Here is a 14,580-nt window from a genome sequence, read left to right on the forward strand (position 1 = left end):
ACCAGCCGAACACCCGGCGCGGCAAACCGTTTCGCCCGCGCCGGGTGTTCGCGTGTTCAGGGCCGCGCGCCCGCGCGTCGCCGCCGTCCGCGACGGGCCCCTACGCGTAGGGTGAACCGCCATGAGCAGCAACGATCTTCGCGAAGAGGTCGAGGCCCGGCTCGCGCCGTGGCAGCAACAGCTCGGGGCGGACCGCGCCGCCTACACCAATCATGTCCTGCGGGTCCTGACGCTGTGCGACCTCCTGGCCGCCGATCGGCAACCTCCGCCGAGCACCCGTGAGGAATTCCTGACCGCGGCCACCCTGCACGACATCGGCATCTGGTCGGCGGGCAGCTTCGATTACCTCGCCCCCTCCTGCGACCAGGCGCGCGCCTGGTTGGCGAGCATCGACCGCGACGACCTCACCGGGCTGGTGGTGACGATGATCGACCAGCATCACAAGATCCGCCCGGCGGGCCCGCCGCACGACCCGGTCGAGATCTTCCGGCGCGCCGACGCGATCGATGTCGAACTGGGCCTGCTCGGCCGCTTCGGCATCTCTCGCCGGACCTATAGCGAGCTGGCGAAGCGCTATCCGAATCACGGCTTCCACCGCAGGCTGGTGACGCTGACCGCGCGGCGGTTGCGGACCCACCCCGCGTCACCACTGCCGATGCTGAAGTGGTGACGCGGGGCGACGGGGTCAGCCGAGCGTGATGACTTCCAGGTCGCCGTCGGCGTACTGGCTGCGCAGCCGCTTCTTGTCGAACTTGCCCACGCTGGTCTTGGGGACCTCGGCGATGAACGTCCAGCGTTCCGGCAGCTGCCATTTGGCGAACTTGTCGGCCAGGAAGTCGCGCAATTCCTCGGGTTTCACCTCGGCGCCCTCGGCCAGCACCACCGCCACGAGCGGGCGCTCGTCCCACTTGTCGTCCGGCACGCCGATCACGGCGGCCTCGGCGACCGCCGGGTGCCCGATCACGGCATTCTCCAGATCCACCGACGAGATCCACTCGCCGCCGGACTTGATCACGTCCTTGGAACGGTCCACCAGCGTGAGGTAGCCGTCGGGGCTGATCTTGCCGACGTCGCCGGTGCGCAGCCAGCCGTCGTGGAACTTCTCCGGATCGACCACCGCGCCGTCCGGCGAATAGTACGAGCCGGTGATCCACGGACCACGCACTTCCAGCTCCCCCAGCGACACGCCGTCGTTGGGCACCACGCCGTCGTCACCGACCAGACGCGCCTGCACACCCGCCGGGAAACGTCCCTGGGTCACCCGGTATGCCCACTTCTCTTCCTCGGTCACCGCGGTGGCGGGCGGATGCGCGACGCTGCCCAGCGGCGAGGTCTCCGTCATGCCCCAGGCGTGCAGCACCCGCACGCCGTGCTTGTCCTCGAAGGTGCGCATCATCGACGGAGGAACCGCCGAACCGCCCACCACCACCGCGCGCAGATGGGTGATGTCCTGCGGATTCGCCGCCAGCGCCGCCAGCACCCCGCCCCAGATGGTCGGCACCGCGGCGGCGAAGGACGGCTTCTGCGCGGCCATGCACTCCAGCAGCGGCCCCGGCTGCAGGAACCGGTCGGGCATGAGCAGATTCGAACCGGACATCAGCGCCGCGTACGGCAGGCCCCAGGCGTTGGCGTGGAACAGGGGGACGATGGCCAGGATGGTGTCGGTTTCGAACAGGCCCATGCCGTTGTTCGCGCTCACCTGCATGGCGTGCAGCCAATTCGACCGATGCGAGTACACCACGCCCTTCGGATCACCGGTGGTGCCGGAGGTGTAGCACATCGCCGCGGCGGCGCGCTCGTCGATCACCGGGAAGTCGTAGGTGTCCGGCTGCCCGCCGAGCAACTCGGTGTAGGAGTGCACCTGCACGCCCTCGGGCGCGGTGAGGGTCGCCGCGTCACCGTTGACCACGACGACGTGGCGGACGGTCGTCAGGTGCGGCAGGATCTGGCCGAACAGCGGCACCAGCGTGCCGTCCACGAGCACCACCTGGTCCTTGGCGTGATTGGCCACGTACACGACCTGATCCGGGAACAACCGGATATTCAACGCGTGCAGCACCGCGCCCATCGCGGGCACCGCGATGTAGGCGACCAAGTGCTCGTTGTTGTTCCACATGAACGTGCCGACCCGGTCGCCGACCCCGATGCCGAGCCCGCGCAGCGCGTTCGCCAACCGCGCCGATTCCGCGCCGACCTCGCGGTAGGTCATGGTGCGCACGCCGGTCCCGGTCCAGGTGGACACGGTCGAATCGCCGGCGAACGTCGATGCGTAGCGCAGCAACGTGGCCAGCGACAACGGCTCGTCCTGCATAGTGCTCAACATCGGAACTCCTTTTTCTTCGGTGACTTCCCGTCAGAAAGCCAAGTCGGTTTCGGCCCGCCGCGGGGTCCGGCGATGTGATCCGTCGAGCGAGCCCGCCGGGCGGGTCGCTTCGGGATTCCGAATCGGATCGCCGCTGGTGAGCACGGCGCACGACAGCGCATGTCCGGGATCGGCCCACGCCGCGTGATCGGCGCGGCCGAGACGACCGAGGGCACTGCGGGTTTCGGGTCCGGACGGGCTACCCACCCAGCGCGGGAGCATCGAACCGTACTTCCGGCCGAGGTCCGAGCCGGGCTCGATCCGGGAGCCGCGGCGACGGCGTCCGGCCGGATCACCTGCGAGCGGTCGAGTTCGCCGCGAAAGACCTTGTAGCCACGGGTGAATTCGGCGCCCGTGCGGATGGGGCGCGTGCGCTCGGCAAGGCGGCCTCGGGCCGGTGCCTCCGTCGACGCGACGGCGTCGGAATCCTCCGCGATGCGGCAGGGTGAGACTCGGCCGGGAAGCTGAGCGATGGTCGGCACAGGCGGCGGCATGGTTCAGCACGCACCGACCATGAGCCACATCACACGGGCGATGCTACCCAACGGTAGGCCGCCCCGGGCAACGGCTGCGGGCAATCCCGAGCGCAGCCATCCGATGGCGTGCGCCCTCAGTTACCGCTGGTCAGCTCGGCGCGAACTCGGCAACGGATGCGCTGCCCGCCGACCATCCCGGCAAGGCGACCTCGATAGCCGATCCCTATGCTCCTGCCGCACCCGGCACCGCGAGCTCGGTATGCGCCGGATAGGCGTGCACCACAGCTGTATCCAGCTTGGGCACCACGTGGGTGAGGGCGTGCTGGGCCTCGTGCGCGACCCGATGCGCGTCCGCGAGCGTGATCGTCGGCGCGACGTCCAGTTCGACGTCGGCGTGCAGCCGATGGCCGATCCACCGCATCCGCAGGCTGCGCACGCCCTGCACGCCCGGCTCGGCGGCCAGCGCCCGCTCCGCCGCGGTGACCAAGCCGGGCTCGACGGCATCCATCAACCGGCGCAGCACGTCCCGTGCGGCGGTTCGCAGCACCGCGAGAATCGCGATCGTGATGAGCAGGCCGACGATCGGATCGGCCAGCGGGAAGCCCAGCGCCACTCCCGCCGCACCGAGCAGAACGGCCAGCGAGGTGAACCCGTCGGTGCGCGCGTGCAGACCGTCGGCGATCAGCGCCGCCGAGCCGATCCGCCGCCCCACCCGGATCCGGTACAGCGCGACCGTCTCGTTGCCGAGGAACCCCACCAGCCCGGCCGCGGCGACCCAGCCCACATGCTCGAGCGGCACCGGATCCAGCAGCCTGCGCACCGCCTGATACCCGGCGATCAACGCCGACAAGGCGATCATCGCGACGACGAAGAGCCCGGCCAGATCCTCCGCCCGGCCGAATCCGTAGGTGTAGCGCCGGGTCGCGGCCTTGCGGCCGAGGGCGAACGCGATCCACAGCGGCACCGCGGTCAGCGCGTCGGAGAAGTTGTGCACGGTGTCCGCGGCCAGGGCCACCGAACCGGATGCGGCGACGATCACCAGTTGCAGCGCCGCGGTGCACCCGAGGACGACCAAACTGATCTTGACCGCCCGGATGCCGACCGCACTGGCCTCCAGCGCGTCGTCCATGCTGTCGGCGGCGTCGTGACTGTGCGGGACGAAGATCTCCCGCAGCGCACCGACCGCGCCCGGCCGATGTCGATGATGCTGTCCGGCATGGTGGTGGTGCGGGTGATGATGCCGGTGGCTCATGACGCGCTCGCCTCGTCTCGGCTGGGGAAGTCGCGCACGGCGGCGGCGCGGTGGTGCGCGGGGACGCCGGGCCCGGCATGCTCGGCGTTGTACACCGCGTCCATCACCAGCTGCCGGACGTGCTCGTTCTCCAGGCGATAGAAGATCGTCGTCCCGGACCGGCGAGTGTTCACCAACCGCGCCATGCGCAGTTTGGCCAGGTGCTGCGACACCGAGGACGCGGGCTTGCGGACCTGTCCGGCCAGGTCGTTCACCGACAGTTCGCGATCGACCAACGCCCACAGCACTTGCACGCGGGTCGGGTCGGCGAGCATGCGAAACACCTCGACAACCAGCCCGACCTGATCCTCCGCGAGCGGCGGCCGCATTTCCTGGTTATCTGCATTCATACGCAGATATTAGAACAGACGACGCCGCCGGTACCAGAGCTCCGGGCCGACGTGGCGGCGGCACCCCCTGCGTCGCCGCCGACACGCCGGTCGACCCCGAATCCGAACAGTTTTGTCTTAGCCGAGTGTGGCGTCGGTGCGCCAGGCGAGGAAGCAGTTATCACCCGAATGAGACAAACCAATCGTGCAGGCGCACACCCGTTTTCGGTCCGCCTCCCAGAAAACGGCGCTGACCAGCACGAATGATCCCGGGCCTCGGCAGGGTAACCGCGCACCTGTACACACAGCTGCACGTGCAGCACGACGGCGCGAGCGCCCGGCAACTCGATCGCGCGCGGCCGAGGAAGGACGAGCCGCTCCGATCGGGCCATTCTGCACCGAACTCGTCGCTCGTGCGGGAATCATCCCGAATCGTGATGTCCGGCCGCGCCCGGCCCGCCGCACACCGCCGCCGAGGGCGACCCCGAGGGGCACTCGGCATCGCCCGGTTACTGTGAATCCCGGGAAAACATCGAGCGACCGTGGAGTAGACGACATGCCAGTGGACCGAATGCTGCCCACCCCCGAGGCAAGGGACCTGCTGGAACTGACCCGCGACATCGCCGACAAGGTGCTCGAACCGCGCGTGGCCGAGTGCGAGAAGACCGGGATCTTCCCCGATGGCGTCTTCCCCGCGTTGGGCGCGGCGGGATTGCTGAGCCTGCCGTATCCGGAGGAATTCGGCGGCGGCGCGCAGCCCTACGAGGTGTATCTGCAGGTGCTCGAGGAACTCGCCGCCCGGTGGGCCGCCGTCGCCGTCGCCGTCAGCGTGCACAGCCTGAGCTGCCATCCGCTGTTCACTTTCGGCACCGACGAGCAGAAGCAACGCTGGCTGTCCGGAATGCTCTCCGGCGAGACCATCGGCGCCTACAGCCTTTCCGAGCCGCACGCCGGTTCCGACGCGGCCGCGCTGCGCTGCCGCGCCACTCCGGTCGAGGGCGGCTACCGGATCACCGGCGCCAAAGCCTGGATCACCAACGGCGGCCGCGCCGACTTCTACACCCTGTTCGCCCGCACCGGTGAAGGCTCGCGCGGAATCTCGTGCTTCTTGGTCCCCGCCGGCACCGAGGGACTCAGTTTCGGCAAACCCGAGGAGAAGATGGGTTTGCGTGCCGTGCCCACCACCACCGCGGCCTACGACGACGCGTTCCTGCCCGAGGAACGGCGCGTGGGCGCCGAGGGGCAAGGCCTCTCGATCGCCTTCAGCGCGTTGGACTCCGGACGCCTCGGCATCGCCGCGGTCGCCACCGGCCTGGCGCAGCGCGCCCTCGACGAGGCCGTCGCGTATGCCAAGGAGCGAGAGGCGTTCGGCCGCCACATCATCGACCACCAGGGACTCGGCTTCGTGCTCGCCGACATGGCCGCCGCCGTCGACTCCGCCCGCGCCACCTACCTCGACGCCGCCCGCCGCCGCGACGCGGGACTGCCGTACTCGCGCCAGGCCAGCGTGGCCAAGCTCGTGGCCACCGACGCCGCCATGAAGGTCACCACCGACGCGGTCCAGGTCTTCGGCGGCTACGGCTACACCCAGGACTTCCCCGTCGAGCGCTATATGCGCGAAGCCAAGGTGATGCAGATCTTCGAGGGCACCAATCAGATTCAGCGTCTGGTCATCGCGCGCCAGCTCGCCGGGAGCTGACGCCTCCGGGTGGCCGGAAATGCCGATTGATTGACCGCGGATGTCTTCCGACCTGCGGATACCGGCTCGTACCCTCGAAACATGACGACGCCGTCCATCATCATCATCGGAGCCGGATTCGGCGGGCTCGGCATGGCGCTGGAACTGCGGCGGGCCGGGGTGGACACCTTCACGATCCTGGAGCGCGCCACCGACCTCGGCGGCGTCTGGCGGGAGAACACCTACCCCGGCGCGGCCTGCGACGTGCCTTCCCCGCTGTATTCCTTCTCCTACGAGTCGAAGTCCGATTGGCCACGGCGTTTCTCCGAACAGCGGGACATCCACGCGTACATGCGGGGCGTCGCCGACAAGCACGGCCTGCGGCGCTTCATCCGGTTCGGCAACGAGGTGACCGACGCGGAGTTCGACGAGCGCACCGGCCGATGGACCGTCCGCACGGCCGACGGGGCGCAACTGACCGCGGACGTCCTCATCCCGGCGGTCGGGCAGCTCTCGCGCCCCGCGCTGCCCAACATCCCCGGCATCGACACCTTCACCGGTCCCGCCTTCCACTCCGCCGAGTGGGACCACGACGTCGACCTGACCGGCAAGCGGATCGCCTGCATCGGCACCGGGGCCAGCGCGATCCAGTACATCCCGCGCATCCAGCCGGACGCCGCCCACCTCACGCTGTTCCAGCGCTCGGCGGCCTGGGTACTGCCGAAAGCCGACGTCGAGTACAGCGCCCTGCACCACGCGCTGTTCAAATACTTCCCGCCCAGCCGCCTACTCGAACGATTCGCCATCTGGTCCGTCTTCGAACTGCTCGCCCTCGGGCTCACCGACATCCCAGCAATCAAGACCCCCGTGATCGCGCTGGCCGACCGGCACCGGGAAAAGCAGGTCCCCGACGCCGAGCTGCGCGCGAAACTGACACCCGACTACGCGGCCGGATGCAAGCGCGGCCTGTTCTCCAACGAGTACTTCCCCGCGCTGGCGCAGCCGAACGTCACCGTGGAGACCACCGCCATCGAGGCGATCACGCCGACCGGAATCCGCACCGCCGACGGCGTCGAGCACGACGTGGACGTCATCGTCTACGGCACCGGCTTCAAAGGCACCGAGTTCCTGGCGCCGATGAACATCTACGGTCTCGGCGGGCGCAAGCTGGCCGACGTCTGGGGCGACGAAGGCGCCCGCGCCTACCTCGGCCTGTCCGTGCCGCAGTTCCCGAACCTGTTCCTGATGTACGGCCCGAACACCAACGTCGGCGCCGGCTCCATCATCTACATGCTCGAATCCCAGGCCCGCTACATCCGGCAGGTGGTGCGGTACCTCACCGACCGCCCCGGCCGCTATCTCGCCGCTCGCGCCGCCACCGAGCAGCGCTGGGACGACTGGCTGCAGCAGCGACTGAAGGACACCCCCTGGAACTTCTGCTCCAGCTGGTACCGCAACGCCTCCGGCCGGATCACCAACAACTGGCCCGGCGCCACCGTCCTCTACCGCCACAAGACCAGGACCTTCGACCCCGCCGACTACGACGAGGCGCAGGCGCCCGCCGCGCACTGACCTGAACGCTCAGCCAGACCTCAGCTAGCCGACAGTAAACTGACGTTGTCCGGGATCTGTCGGAAGAGGTGCCCATGTCGTGGCTGCTGATCGTTCTGGTGCTCGTAGTGCTGATCGCCTTGGTGGCATGGCAGACACAGCAGAGCAAACATCGTGGAGCCACCGAGCTGGCCGACGCTCTCGCCGATGCCCGGCAAGTGAACGAACGACTGGGCGGCCAGGTCTACAGCCTCTCCGGCAGTAACGACGCCGCCGTCCAAGCGCTCGCCGACGCCTCCGAACGGCATATCGCGGCCGGTGCGCAACTCGACCAGGCACGCACGCCCACGCAGGCACGGCTGGCGAAGCAGACCGCGCTGGAAGGGCTGTACTACATCAGAGCCGCACGGACCGCGATGAACATGGACCCGGGCCCCGCGATCGCCGCCCTCGACGGCCAGGACACCGCCGGGCAGGTCACCGAGAAGCGCGTAGTCGAGTACGACGGCAGGCAGATCGCGGCCGCACCCGATCCGTCGTCGTCGACGCCGAACTACTACCCCGGCGGCCGAGTGGCCGGACGACCGGTCCCCGCAGGCTGGTACTCGGAACCCTGGTGGAAGCCCGCACTGATCGCCGGCGCCTGGGGCGTCGGCTCGGCCCTGCTGTTCACTTCCCTGTTCTCCGGCATGTCCGGGGTCGCCTACGGCGCGCAAGGCTTCGAGAGCGGCTACGGCGAAGGCTTCCAAGACGGACCGGCCGCGGACGACGGCGCCTACGACCAGGGTGGCGAGTATTCCGGCGACTACGACAGCGGCGGCTACGAGGGCGGAGGCTATGACGGAGGCGACTACTCCGGCGGCTTCGACGGCGGCGGCTTCGACGGAGGCTTCTGACCTCCAGTACATCCCCAGGACAGCGATGCGGACTCCGAGCCCGTTACCCGGTAGACTGCGAACGTCCCGGGCGGGCCGAGCCCACCCAGCAAGCCTTCGTAGCTCAGGGGATAGAGCACCGCTCTCCTAAAGCGGGTGTCGCAGGTTCGAATCCTGCCGAGGGCACAAACTGTGACGCATTTCCGCAGTTCAGGACACCCTTCGGCGTCGCAGGCTCGATTCCTCAGGCATCACAAGCTGGCGTTCGCCGAGCGCCAGTCCCCGCCCGATCTATAGTGGCCCACATCACATTTCACTCCTGTCAGCATTCGTGCGGCTGTCCGGTTCAAGTTCCGAACCCACCGAGACAGGAGGCAAGACCATGAAGCACCGCATCGTCGTCCTCGGAGCCGGGTACGCCGGAGCCACCGCCGCCGGCCGCCTGGCCAAGCGACTGCACCGCGACGACGTCGAGATCACCCTCGTCAACGCCGACCCCGACTTCGTCGAACGGGTGCGCCTGCACCAGCTCGCCGCCGGGCAGGACCTGCCGGTTCGTCCACTGCGCAAGATGTTCGCCGGCACCGGGGTCGAGGTGCGCATCGCATGGGTCGATTCGATCGACGCGGACCGCAAGACCGTCGGACTGATCGGCGATCAGGGCGCTGAGACCCTCGCCTACGACACACTCGTCTACGCCCTGGGCAGCACCGTCGCCGATTTCGGCGTGCCTGGCGTCGCCGAGCACGCTCACCATGTGGCGAGCAAGCACGCCGCGCTGCGGCTGCGGGAGCGCCTGAGCCAACTGGCGGCGGGTGAGACCGTGCTGATCGTCGGAGGTGGTCTGACCAGTATCGAGGTAGCCGCCGAAATTGCCGAGGCGCGCCCGGATCTGGACGTCGCGATCGCCGCGCGCGGTGGCGTCGGCGACTGGCTCGACGAGAAGGCGCAGAATCACCTGCGCAGCGCGTTCGAACGCTTCGGGATCACCGTCCACGAGCACGCCGACGTCATCAGGGTCACCGCAGATGGCGTGACCACCCGCTCGGGAGCGGAGATCCTTGCGCAAGTGACCGTCTGGACAGCGGGATTCGCCGTGCACCCGATCGCGGCCGCCAGCACGCTCACCGTTTCCGAGTCCGGGCGGATCGTCGTCGACGCCACCCAGCGCTCGGTCTCGCATCCGGATGTATACGCCGTCGGCGATGCCGCACACGCCGCGGGAGTGGGCGGCAGGACGTTGCGCATGGGCTGCGCCACCGCCTCCCCGATGGCCTGGCTGGGTGCCGATGCCATTGCCGCTCGGCTGACCGGACGTGCGGTTCCCGACGCCCCCATCGGCTACAACAGCCAGTGCATCAGCCTCGGTCGCCGCGATGCCATCGTGCAGAAGGTGACCAAGGAGGATCAGCCCACCTCCAAGGTGGACGTGGGTCGCAAGGCCGCGCGCGTGAAGGAGCTGATCTGCTCCATCGCGGCCTGGTGCGTGAAGCACCCGACGCTACTGGCGCCGAGCCGGCGTCGCCGGGTCGTCGCGATCGGCGCGGAGGCTCCGGTCGCGACCGTCTGAGCGCGTGCGCAACCGGCAAGGTCCGCCCCGGCCAGACGGCTGGGGCGGACCCGGGATACGGCAGACGATGGTGGAGTGGCCTGCTGCGCGATCCCGGGCGGACACTCCACATGGACATGAGTCAAGGTCTCGACGGCGGCATCCGCCTGGTGTGCGCTTCCCGGAGGGCTCGCTCCGGTGTGCGGATGGAAGTAGTCAGAACCGGTAGCGGAGTACGCGGTTGCCTTGCCGGGACAGTGCGGTGCTGTGGCTCATGAGCCGGGTGGCCGCGCGCAGTGGCTGGGGAAAGTCGGCGACTTCCGGGGCGCGGGTGAGTAGTCGCTCCTCGACCATGGTCAGGCCGGCGTTCCAGGTCTCGGGCTCGTGCGGGTCGTCGAAGCCCTGAGCGGCGGTGATGCCGATGGCCTTGATCGTCGGGTGGTACTTCATCGACCAGGCGGCGAAGCGGGTGTAGCCGTTGATGGCGAGTTCGCCGGTGTCGAAGTGCGCGGTCAACTCTCGGGCCATCCGCTGGAAGGTGTCGCCTGGCAGGAACGGCAGCAGGCCCTCGGCGACGATCATGGCCGGCCGGTCGCGAGGCAGCGGGTCGAGCCAGCCCGGTGTGGTCAGATCGGCGCCGATGCGCAGGGACCGGTCCGGGAGGAACTGGGGCCGCAGGTCGACGATGTCGGGGAAGTCGACGTCGTACCAGTCGACGCCGGCGGGCGGGTCGCAGCGGAGGACGCGTGTGTCGAGTCCGCAGCCGAGGTCGAGCACGACGGCGTCAGGGTGGCCGGCGACGAACGTCCGGACCGCATCGTCGAGATGCTTGGCGCGTAGAGCGGTGCCGCAGACGAGGCTGGGCTTCAGGTCGAGCTTGGCGAAGTCGTAGTCGATCAGGTCGGCGATGCCGGCGGAGTGGGTGTCGCCGAGGATCGGGTGGGGAAGCTTGGTGTCCAGAGCCCTCGCGTAGAGGGTGAGCAGCGAGGTTTCCCGGAGCGGGTCCAGGTCCAGTCGCAGGCGTTGCACGAGAAGTCCTTACGTTGTCGGAGGATTGCGGGCGGCGATGTCGCGGAGCCAGGTCAGCGACTGTTGGGCGGCACGGATGCGTTCGGTGTGAGCCCCACTGGCGCCGGCGAGTTTCATGCCTTCGTCGGCGATGTCGCCGAAGGCGCCGAGGCTGTCGAGCTTGCGCTGGATCACCTTGTGCCAGGCGTCGTCCTCGATGCGGTAGTAGGTGGTGCGGTCACCTGGCACGCGAACCTTGCGGACAAGGCCGATGGCGGCGAGGAAACGCATGTTCGAGGTCAGCGAAGCGCGGCTGGCCTGGATCATCTCCGCGATCTGGCCGGCGGAGCGCTCGGGCGGGTCGCAGATCATCAGCAAGCCCAGGATGCGCCCGGTGATCGGCGCGAGCGCCCATTCCTCCACGCAGAACGTGGCCACCCGCTCGACCCACCGCAGCACCTCGTCCTGGTTGTCCTGATCGGGCATAGCGCTCCTCCTCGGCTGACTTGATCGGAGCCGTCACTGTGTCATAGCGGCAACCGACTCGCGGGTGGGCGTCGGAGTGACAGTGGCGAGCCGGGTCTTGCGCAGGTAGCGGTCGAACCAATCCACGGCCAGCGCCATCGCCTCGTCCAGGCCCGGACCGGTGTAGAGGCCGAGGACGTCATAGGGCAGCACCTCCAGCCGTTTCGGCTCGCCAGCCCTGGCGAACGCGCTCTGTGCCTCCTCGAGCATGTGGTACGGGTCCCACCCGCCGTTGGCGATCATCAACAGCGGGGTTGGCGCCAGCCGGTGGATGAGATCCTCGGGCGCGAAGGTGAGCAGGTGCTCGGTGGAGTCGAGTGTCTTCTCGTTGCGGTAGCTGGGGAACATCTCCGCAGCCAGGTCCGGCGTGTCCCGTACGGTCTCCCCGTCCAGGCTCAGGTGCGGGACCCGGGCACTGGCCCCGCCCTCGTAGCGACGCTGCCAGTCCTCGTCCAGCCGGTCCCGCAGCGCCTGCACACCGGCGCGGCCGACCAACCGCTCCAGGTACCGCCACCCGTTCCACACGCTGGGGCTCTGCACCACGACACACTTCACGCGCCGGTCGAGCACCGCGGCCTGCACCGCGACAGAGCCACCGACGCTGACCCCCCACAACCCGATCCGTGCCGTGTCCACCTCCGGTCGGCTCTGTAGGTAGGAGATCGCGCTTCGGAAGTCCTCCACCTGCCGCTGCGGATAGTCCTGGCCCCTAGGTTCGCCCTCGCTGGCACCGACCGTGCGGTAGTCGATCGCCAGCACGGCGAACCCGGCGCGCACGAAGTGCGGCGCGAACACGGCCAGCGCCTCCTTGACCATCACCCCGCTGTGCCCCAGCACCAGGCCGGGAACCGGGGCGTCCGCCTCCGGCAAGTACAGGTCACCGGCGCACGAGGTGCCGAGACTGTTGAACATCACCTGCTCACGACGCGTAGCCATCGCCGCCACCTTCCCTAGGAAATCAAGCTAGTCATTTCAGTCTCGACTGAAATGACTAGATACGTCAAGCCCGGGCCTTCTCAGCGTCTTGCGCGCCCGTTCGCAACTCCAACGCTCGGGATGCCGGGCGGTCGCGTTCACCCGGGAAGAGCGGGCCGTTCCTCATGTCGGGCATTCCTCCGGCGGCTACGTGGCCACCTCCCTGGCCGAACCGCGCCAAGACCTGGTGTCGGCGATCATGCTGATCGACTCCGGTCCCCGCCTGGACGCCGTCACCGACAACGATCCGGTCGGCAACCTGCTGTTCGTTCCGGCGATCGGGCAGCCGCTGTGGCCGCTGCTCCCGGACGTCGTCCTCCGGCAAGCCATGAGCTCCGCGTTCACCCGGGACGTGCAGATCCCCGACCGGTTCGTCGCCGACCTGCGCGGCATGACCTACCGCAGTCTCACCGCGTCGGACGACGACCTGCGGAACGGACCGAAACGGACCGGCTCACCGACCTCGGCGTGCCGGCCGTGGTGCGCTCTATGGCGCTCAGGACAAGCGTTGGCAGCCGGGTTCTTTCGAGGACTACCGCCGCGTCCCGGGCATTCGGATCGCCAGCCTCGACTGTGGCCACACGCCAATGGTCATCCAAACTGGTCAGCCGCCTCGGTTCGCGGCAGGCATCGAATATCACTCCGCAGTCCGATTCCATGTCATACCAGAGGGTTACGGGCAACGAGAATCCGGCCGATAGCTTCGGGGTATCGCAATCGGCGCCCCGCCCCGACATCGACCGGCCGGCATCGTGGACGGATGGAGGTGGCGTCTCCGACTCAGTTCTCAGGAAGATCTATGACGACACCTGCCTTGGTCCCCGAGTCATCTCCACGGTCACCGCGGCGCGGCGCCGACGGTGATTACGCCCGTCTGTTGCGCCGGATCTCCGACGCGGGACTGATGAACCGGCGTCCCGTGTACTACGCCGTCCGGCTCAGCCTCGTCGGACTCGCGTTTGCAGCCGGCTGGGCGGCGTTCGTCCTCGTCGGCGATTCGTGGTGGACGCTGCTGGTCGCGGGGTTCATGGCCGTGACGTTCGCTCAAATCGCGCTCGTCATGCACGATGTCGCGCACCGCCAAGTCTTCCGGCTGCGGCAGCCGACGGAGCTCGTGGGACGACTCGTCGGCAACGCCGGCATCGGCCTGGGCTACGGCTGGTGGCAGGACAAGCACACCCGGCATCACGCCAATCCGAACCACGAGGAACTCGACCCCGATGTCGCGCCCGACATTCTGCTCTGGTCACAACAGCAGGCACGGTCCAGCCGCGGCCTGCCTCGTCTCATCGGGAGGGCGCAGGCGTTCCTGTTCTTCCCCCTCCTGTTGCTGGAGGGCGTGAACCTTCATGTGGCCGGTGTACGTGCGCTCAGAAATCGATCGATCAAACACCGGGCATTCGAGGGCGCGCTGCTGTTCGTCCACTTCGCCACCTACCTGGCCGCGCTGTTCGCGGTTCTGCCCGCCGACAAAGCCTTCGCGTTCCTCGCTGTCCACCAAGGTCTGTTCGGCCTGTACATGGGCTGCATCTTCGCCCCGAACCACAAGGGCATGCCGACCTTGACCGGCGACGAACGCCCCGACTACCTCCGTCGCCAGGTGCTGACCTCCCGCAACGTGCGGGGTGGCGCGTTGACCGACCTCGCCCTCGGCGGGCTCAACTATCAGATCGAGCATCATTTGTTCCCGAGCATGCCGACGCCGAACCTGCGTCACGCCCAGGTGATCGTCCGCGACTACTGCACCGAAATCGGCGTGCCCTACCACGAAACCGGGCTGATCTCCTCTTACCGCGAGGCACTGAGACACCTGCACCACGTCGGCGCTCCCCTGCGCACCCCCGATCGAAACCCGGGAGTGCCACAACGCGATCACTGAACACAAAGCCGGGCACCACGACGCACGGAACCGTCGACGGCTGCGATGTGGGCCGCTCATCAGCAACCGCGCGCGTCCGCGA

Annotated in this window: 12 protein-coding genes and 1 tRNA gene; 7 read left to right on the forward strand and 6 right to left on the reverse strand. The window is 68.5% G+C overall.

What is annotated here, in order from left to right:
- Window positions 1-121: 121 nt before the first annotated feature.
- Window positions 122-670, forward strand: a complete 549-nt coding sequence (locus tag QMG86_RS27770) for an HD domain-containing protein (RefSeq protein WP_281875656.1) — start codon at window positions 122-124, stop codon at window positions 668-670.
- 15 nt (window positions 671-685) lie between these two features.
- Here the strand turns inward: QMG86_RS27770 and QMG86_RS27775 are convergent, their stop codons facing one another.
- From QMG86_RS27775 to QMG86_RS27785, 3 genes are all read right to left on the reverse strand, one after another.
- Entirely contained in the window at window positions 686-2,323 is a 1,638-nt protein-coding gene (locus tag QMG86_RS27775) for a long-chain fatty acid--CoA ligase (protein WP_281875657.1), read from the reverse strand.
- A gap of 738 nt (window positions 2,324-3,061) precedes the next feature.
- A complete protein-coding gene (locus tag QMG86_RS27780) occupies window positions 3,062-4,090 on the reverse strand; it encodes a cation diffusion facilitator family transporter (RefSeq protein ID WP_281875658.1) in 1,029 nt (342 codons plus the stop codon).
- Entirely contained in the window at window positions 4,087-4,458 is a 372-nt protein-coding gene (locus QMG86_RS27785; protein WP_281881160.1) for an ArsR/SmtB family transcription factor, read from the reverse strand. Before QMG86_RS27785 ends, QMG86_RS27780 begins: the two co-directional genes overlap by 4 nt.
- Before the next feature lie 556 nt (window positions 4,459-5,014).
- Here QMG86_RS27785 and QMG86_RS27790 point away from each other — a divergent pair.
- The 5 genes from QMG86_RS27790 (at window position 5,015) to QMG86_RS27810 (ending at window position 10,132) form a co-directional block, all read left to right on the forward strand.
- Window positions 5,015-6,157, forward strand: coding sequence for an acyl-CoA dehydrogenase family protein (locus QMG86_RS27790; RefSeq protein WP_281875659.1), 1,143 nt, complete (start codon window positions 5,015-5,017; stop codon window positions 6,155-6,157).
- A gap of 81 nt (window positions 6,158-6,238) precedes the next feature.
- The gene (locus QMG86_RS27795) at window positions 6,239-7,708 is read left to right on the forward strand and encodes a flavin-containing monooxygenase (protein ID WP_281875660.1); all 1,470 of its coding nucleotides are present in this window, start codon (window positions 6,239-6,241) and stop codon (window positions 7,706-7,708) included.
- Between the two features lie 74 nt (window positions 7,709-7,782).
- Window positions 7,783-8,583 (forward strand): DUF1542 domain-containing protein, encoded by an 801-nt coding sequence (locus QMG86_RS27800; RefSeq protein ID WP_281875661.1) that lies wholly within the window; start codon window positions 7,783-7,785, stop codon window positions 8,581-8,583.
- A gap of 92 nt (window positions 8,584-8,675) precedes the next feature.
- A tRNA-Arg gene (locus tag QMG86_RS27805) sits at window positions 8,676-8,748 on the forward strand.
- A gap of 196 nt (window positions 8,749-8,944) precedes the next feature.
- A complete protein-coding gene (locus tag QMG86_RS27810) occupies window positions 8,945-10,132 on the forward strand; it encodes an NAD(P)/FAD-dependent oxidoreductase (protein ID WP_281875662.1) in 1,188 nt (395 codons plus the stop codon).
- Between the two features lie 195 nt (window positions 10,133-10,327).
- Here the strand turns inward: QMG86_RS27810 and QMG86_RS27815 are convergent, their stop codons facing one another.
- Genes QMG86_RS27815 through QMG86_RS27825 form a run of 3 tightly spaced genes read right to left on the reverse strand, consistent with a single transcriptional unit; the run spans window position 10,328 to window position 12,580 of the window.
- Window positions 10,328-11,140 (reverse strand): class I SAM-dependent methyltransferase, encoded by an 813-nt coding sequence (locus QMG86_RS27815; protein WP_281875663.1) that lies wholly within the window; start codon window positions 11,138-11,140, stop codon window positions 10,328-10,330.
- Window positions 11,141-11,149: 9 nt separating this feature from the next.
- The gene (locus tag QMG86_RS27820) at window positions 11,150-11,605 is read right to left on the reverse strand and encodes a GbsR/MarR family transcriptional regulator (RefSeq protein ID WP_281875664.1); all 456 of its coding nucleotides are present in this window, start codon (window positions 11,603-11,605) and stop codon (window positions 11,150-11,152) included.
- A gap of 33 nt (window positions 11,606-11,638) precedes the next feature.
- On the reverse strand, window positions 11,639-12,580 hold the full coding sequence (locus QMG86_RS27825; RefSeq protein WP_281875666.1) for an alpha/beta hydrolase: 942 nt from the start codon (window positions 12,578-12,580) through the stop codon (window positions 11,639-11,641).
- Window positions 12,581-12,770: 190 nt separating this feature from the next.
- Between QMG86_RS27825 and QMG86_RS27830 the strand changes: the two genes are divergently transcribed.
- A complete protein-coding gene (locus QMG86_RS27830; protein ID WP_281875667.1) occupies window positions 12,771-14,498 on the forward strand; it encodes a fatty acid desaturase family protein in 1,728 nt (575 codons plus the stop codon).
- The last annotated feature ends 82 nt before the right edge of the window (window positions 14,499-14,580 follow it).

Origin of the sequence: Nocardia sputorum, assembly GCF_027924405.1 — a bacterium.
GTDB lineage: Bacteria > Actinomycetota > Actinomycetes > Mycobacteriales > Mycobacteriaceae > Nocardia > Nocardia sputorum.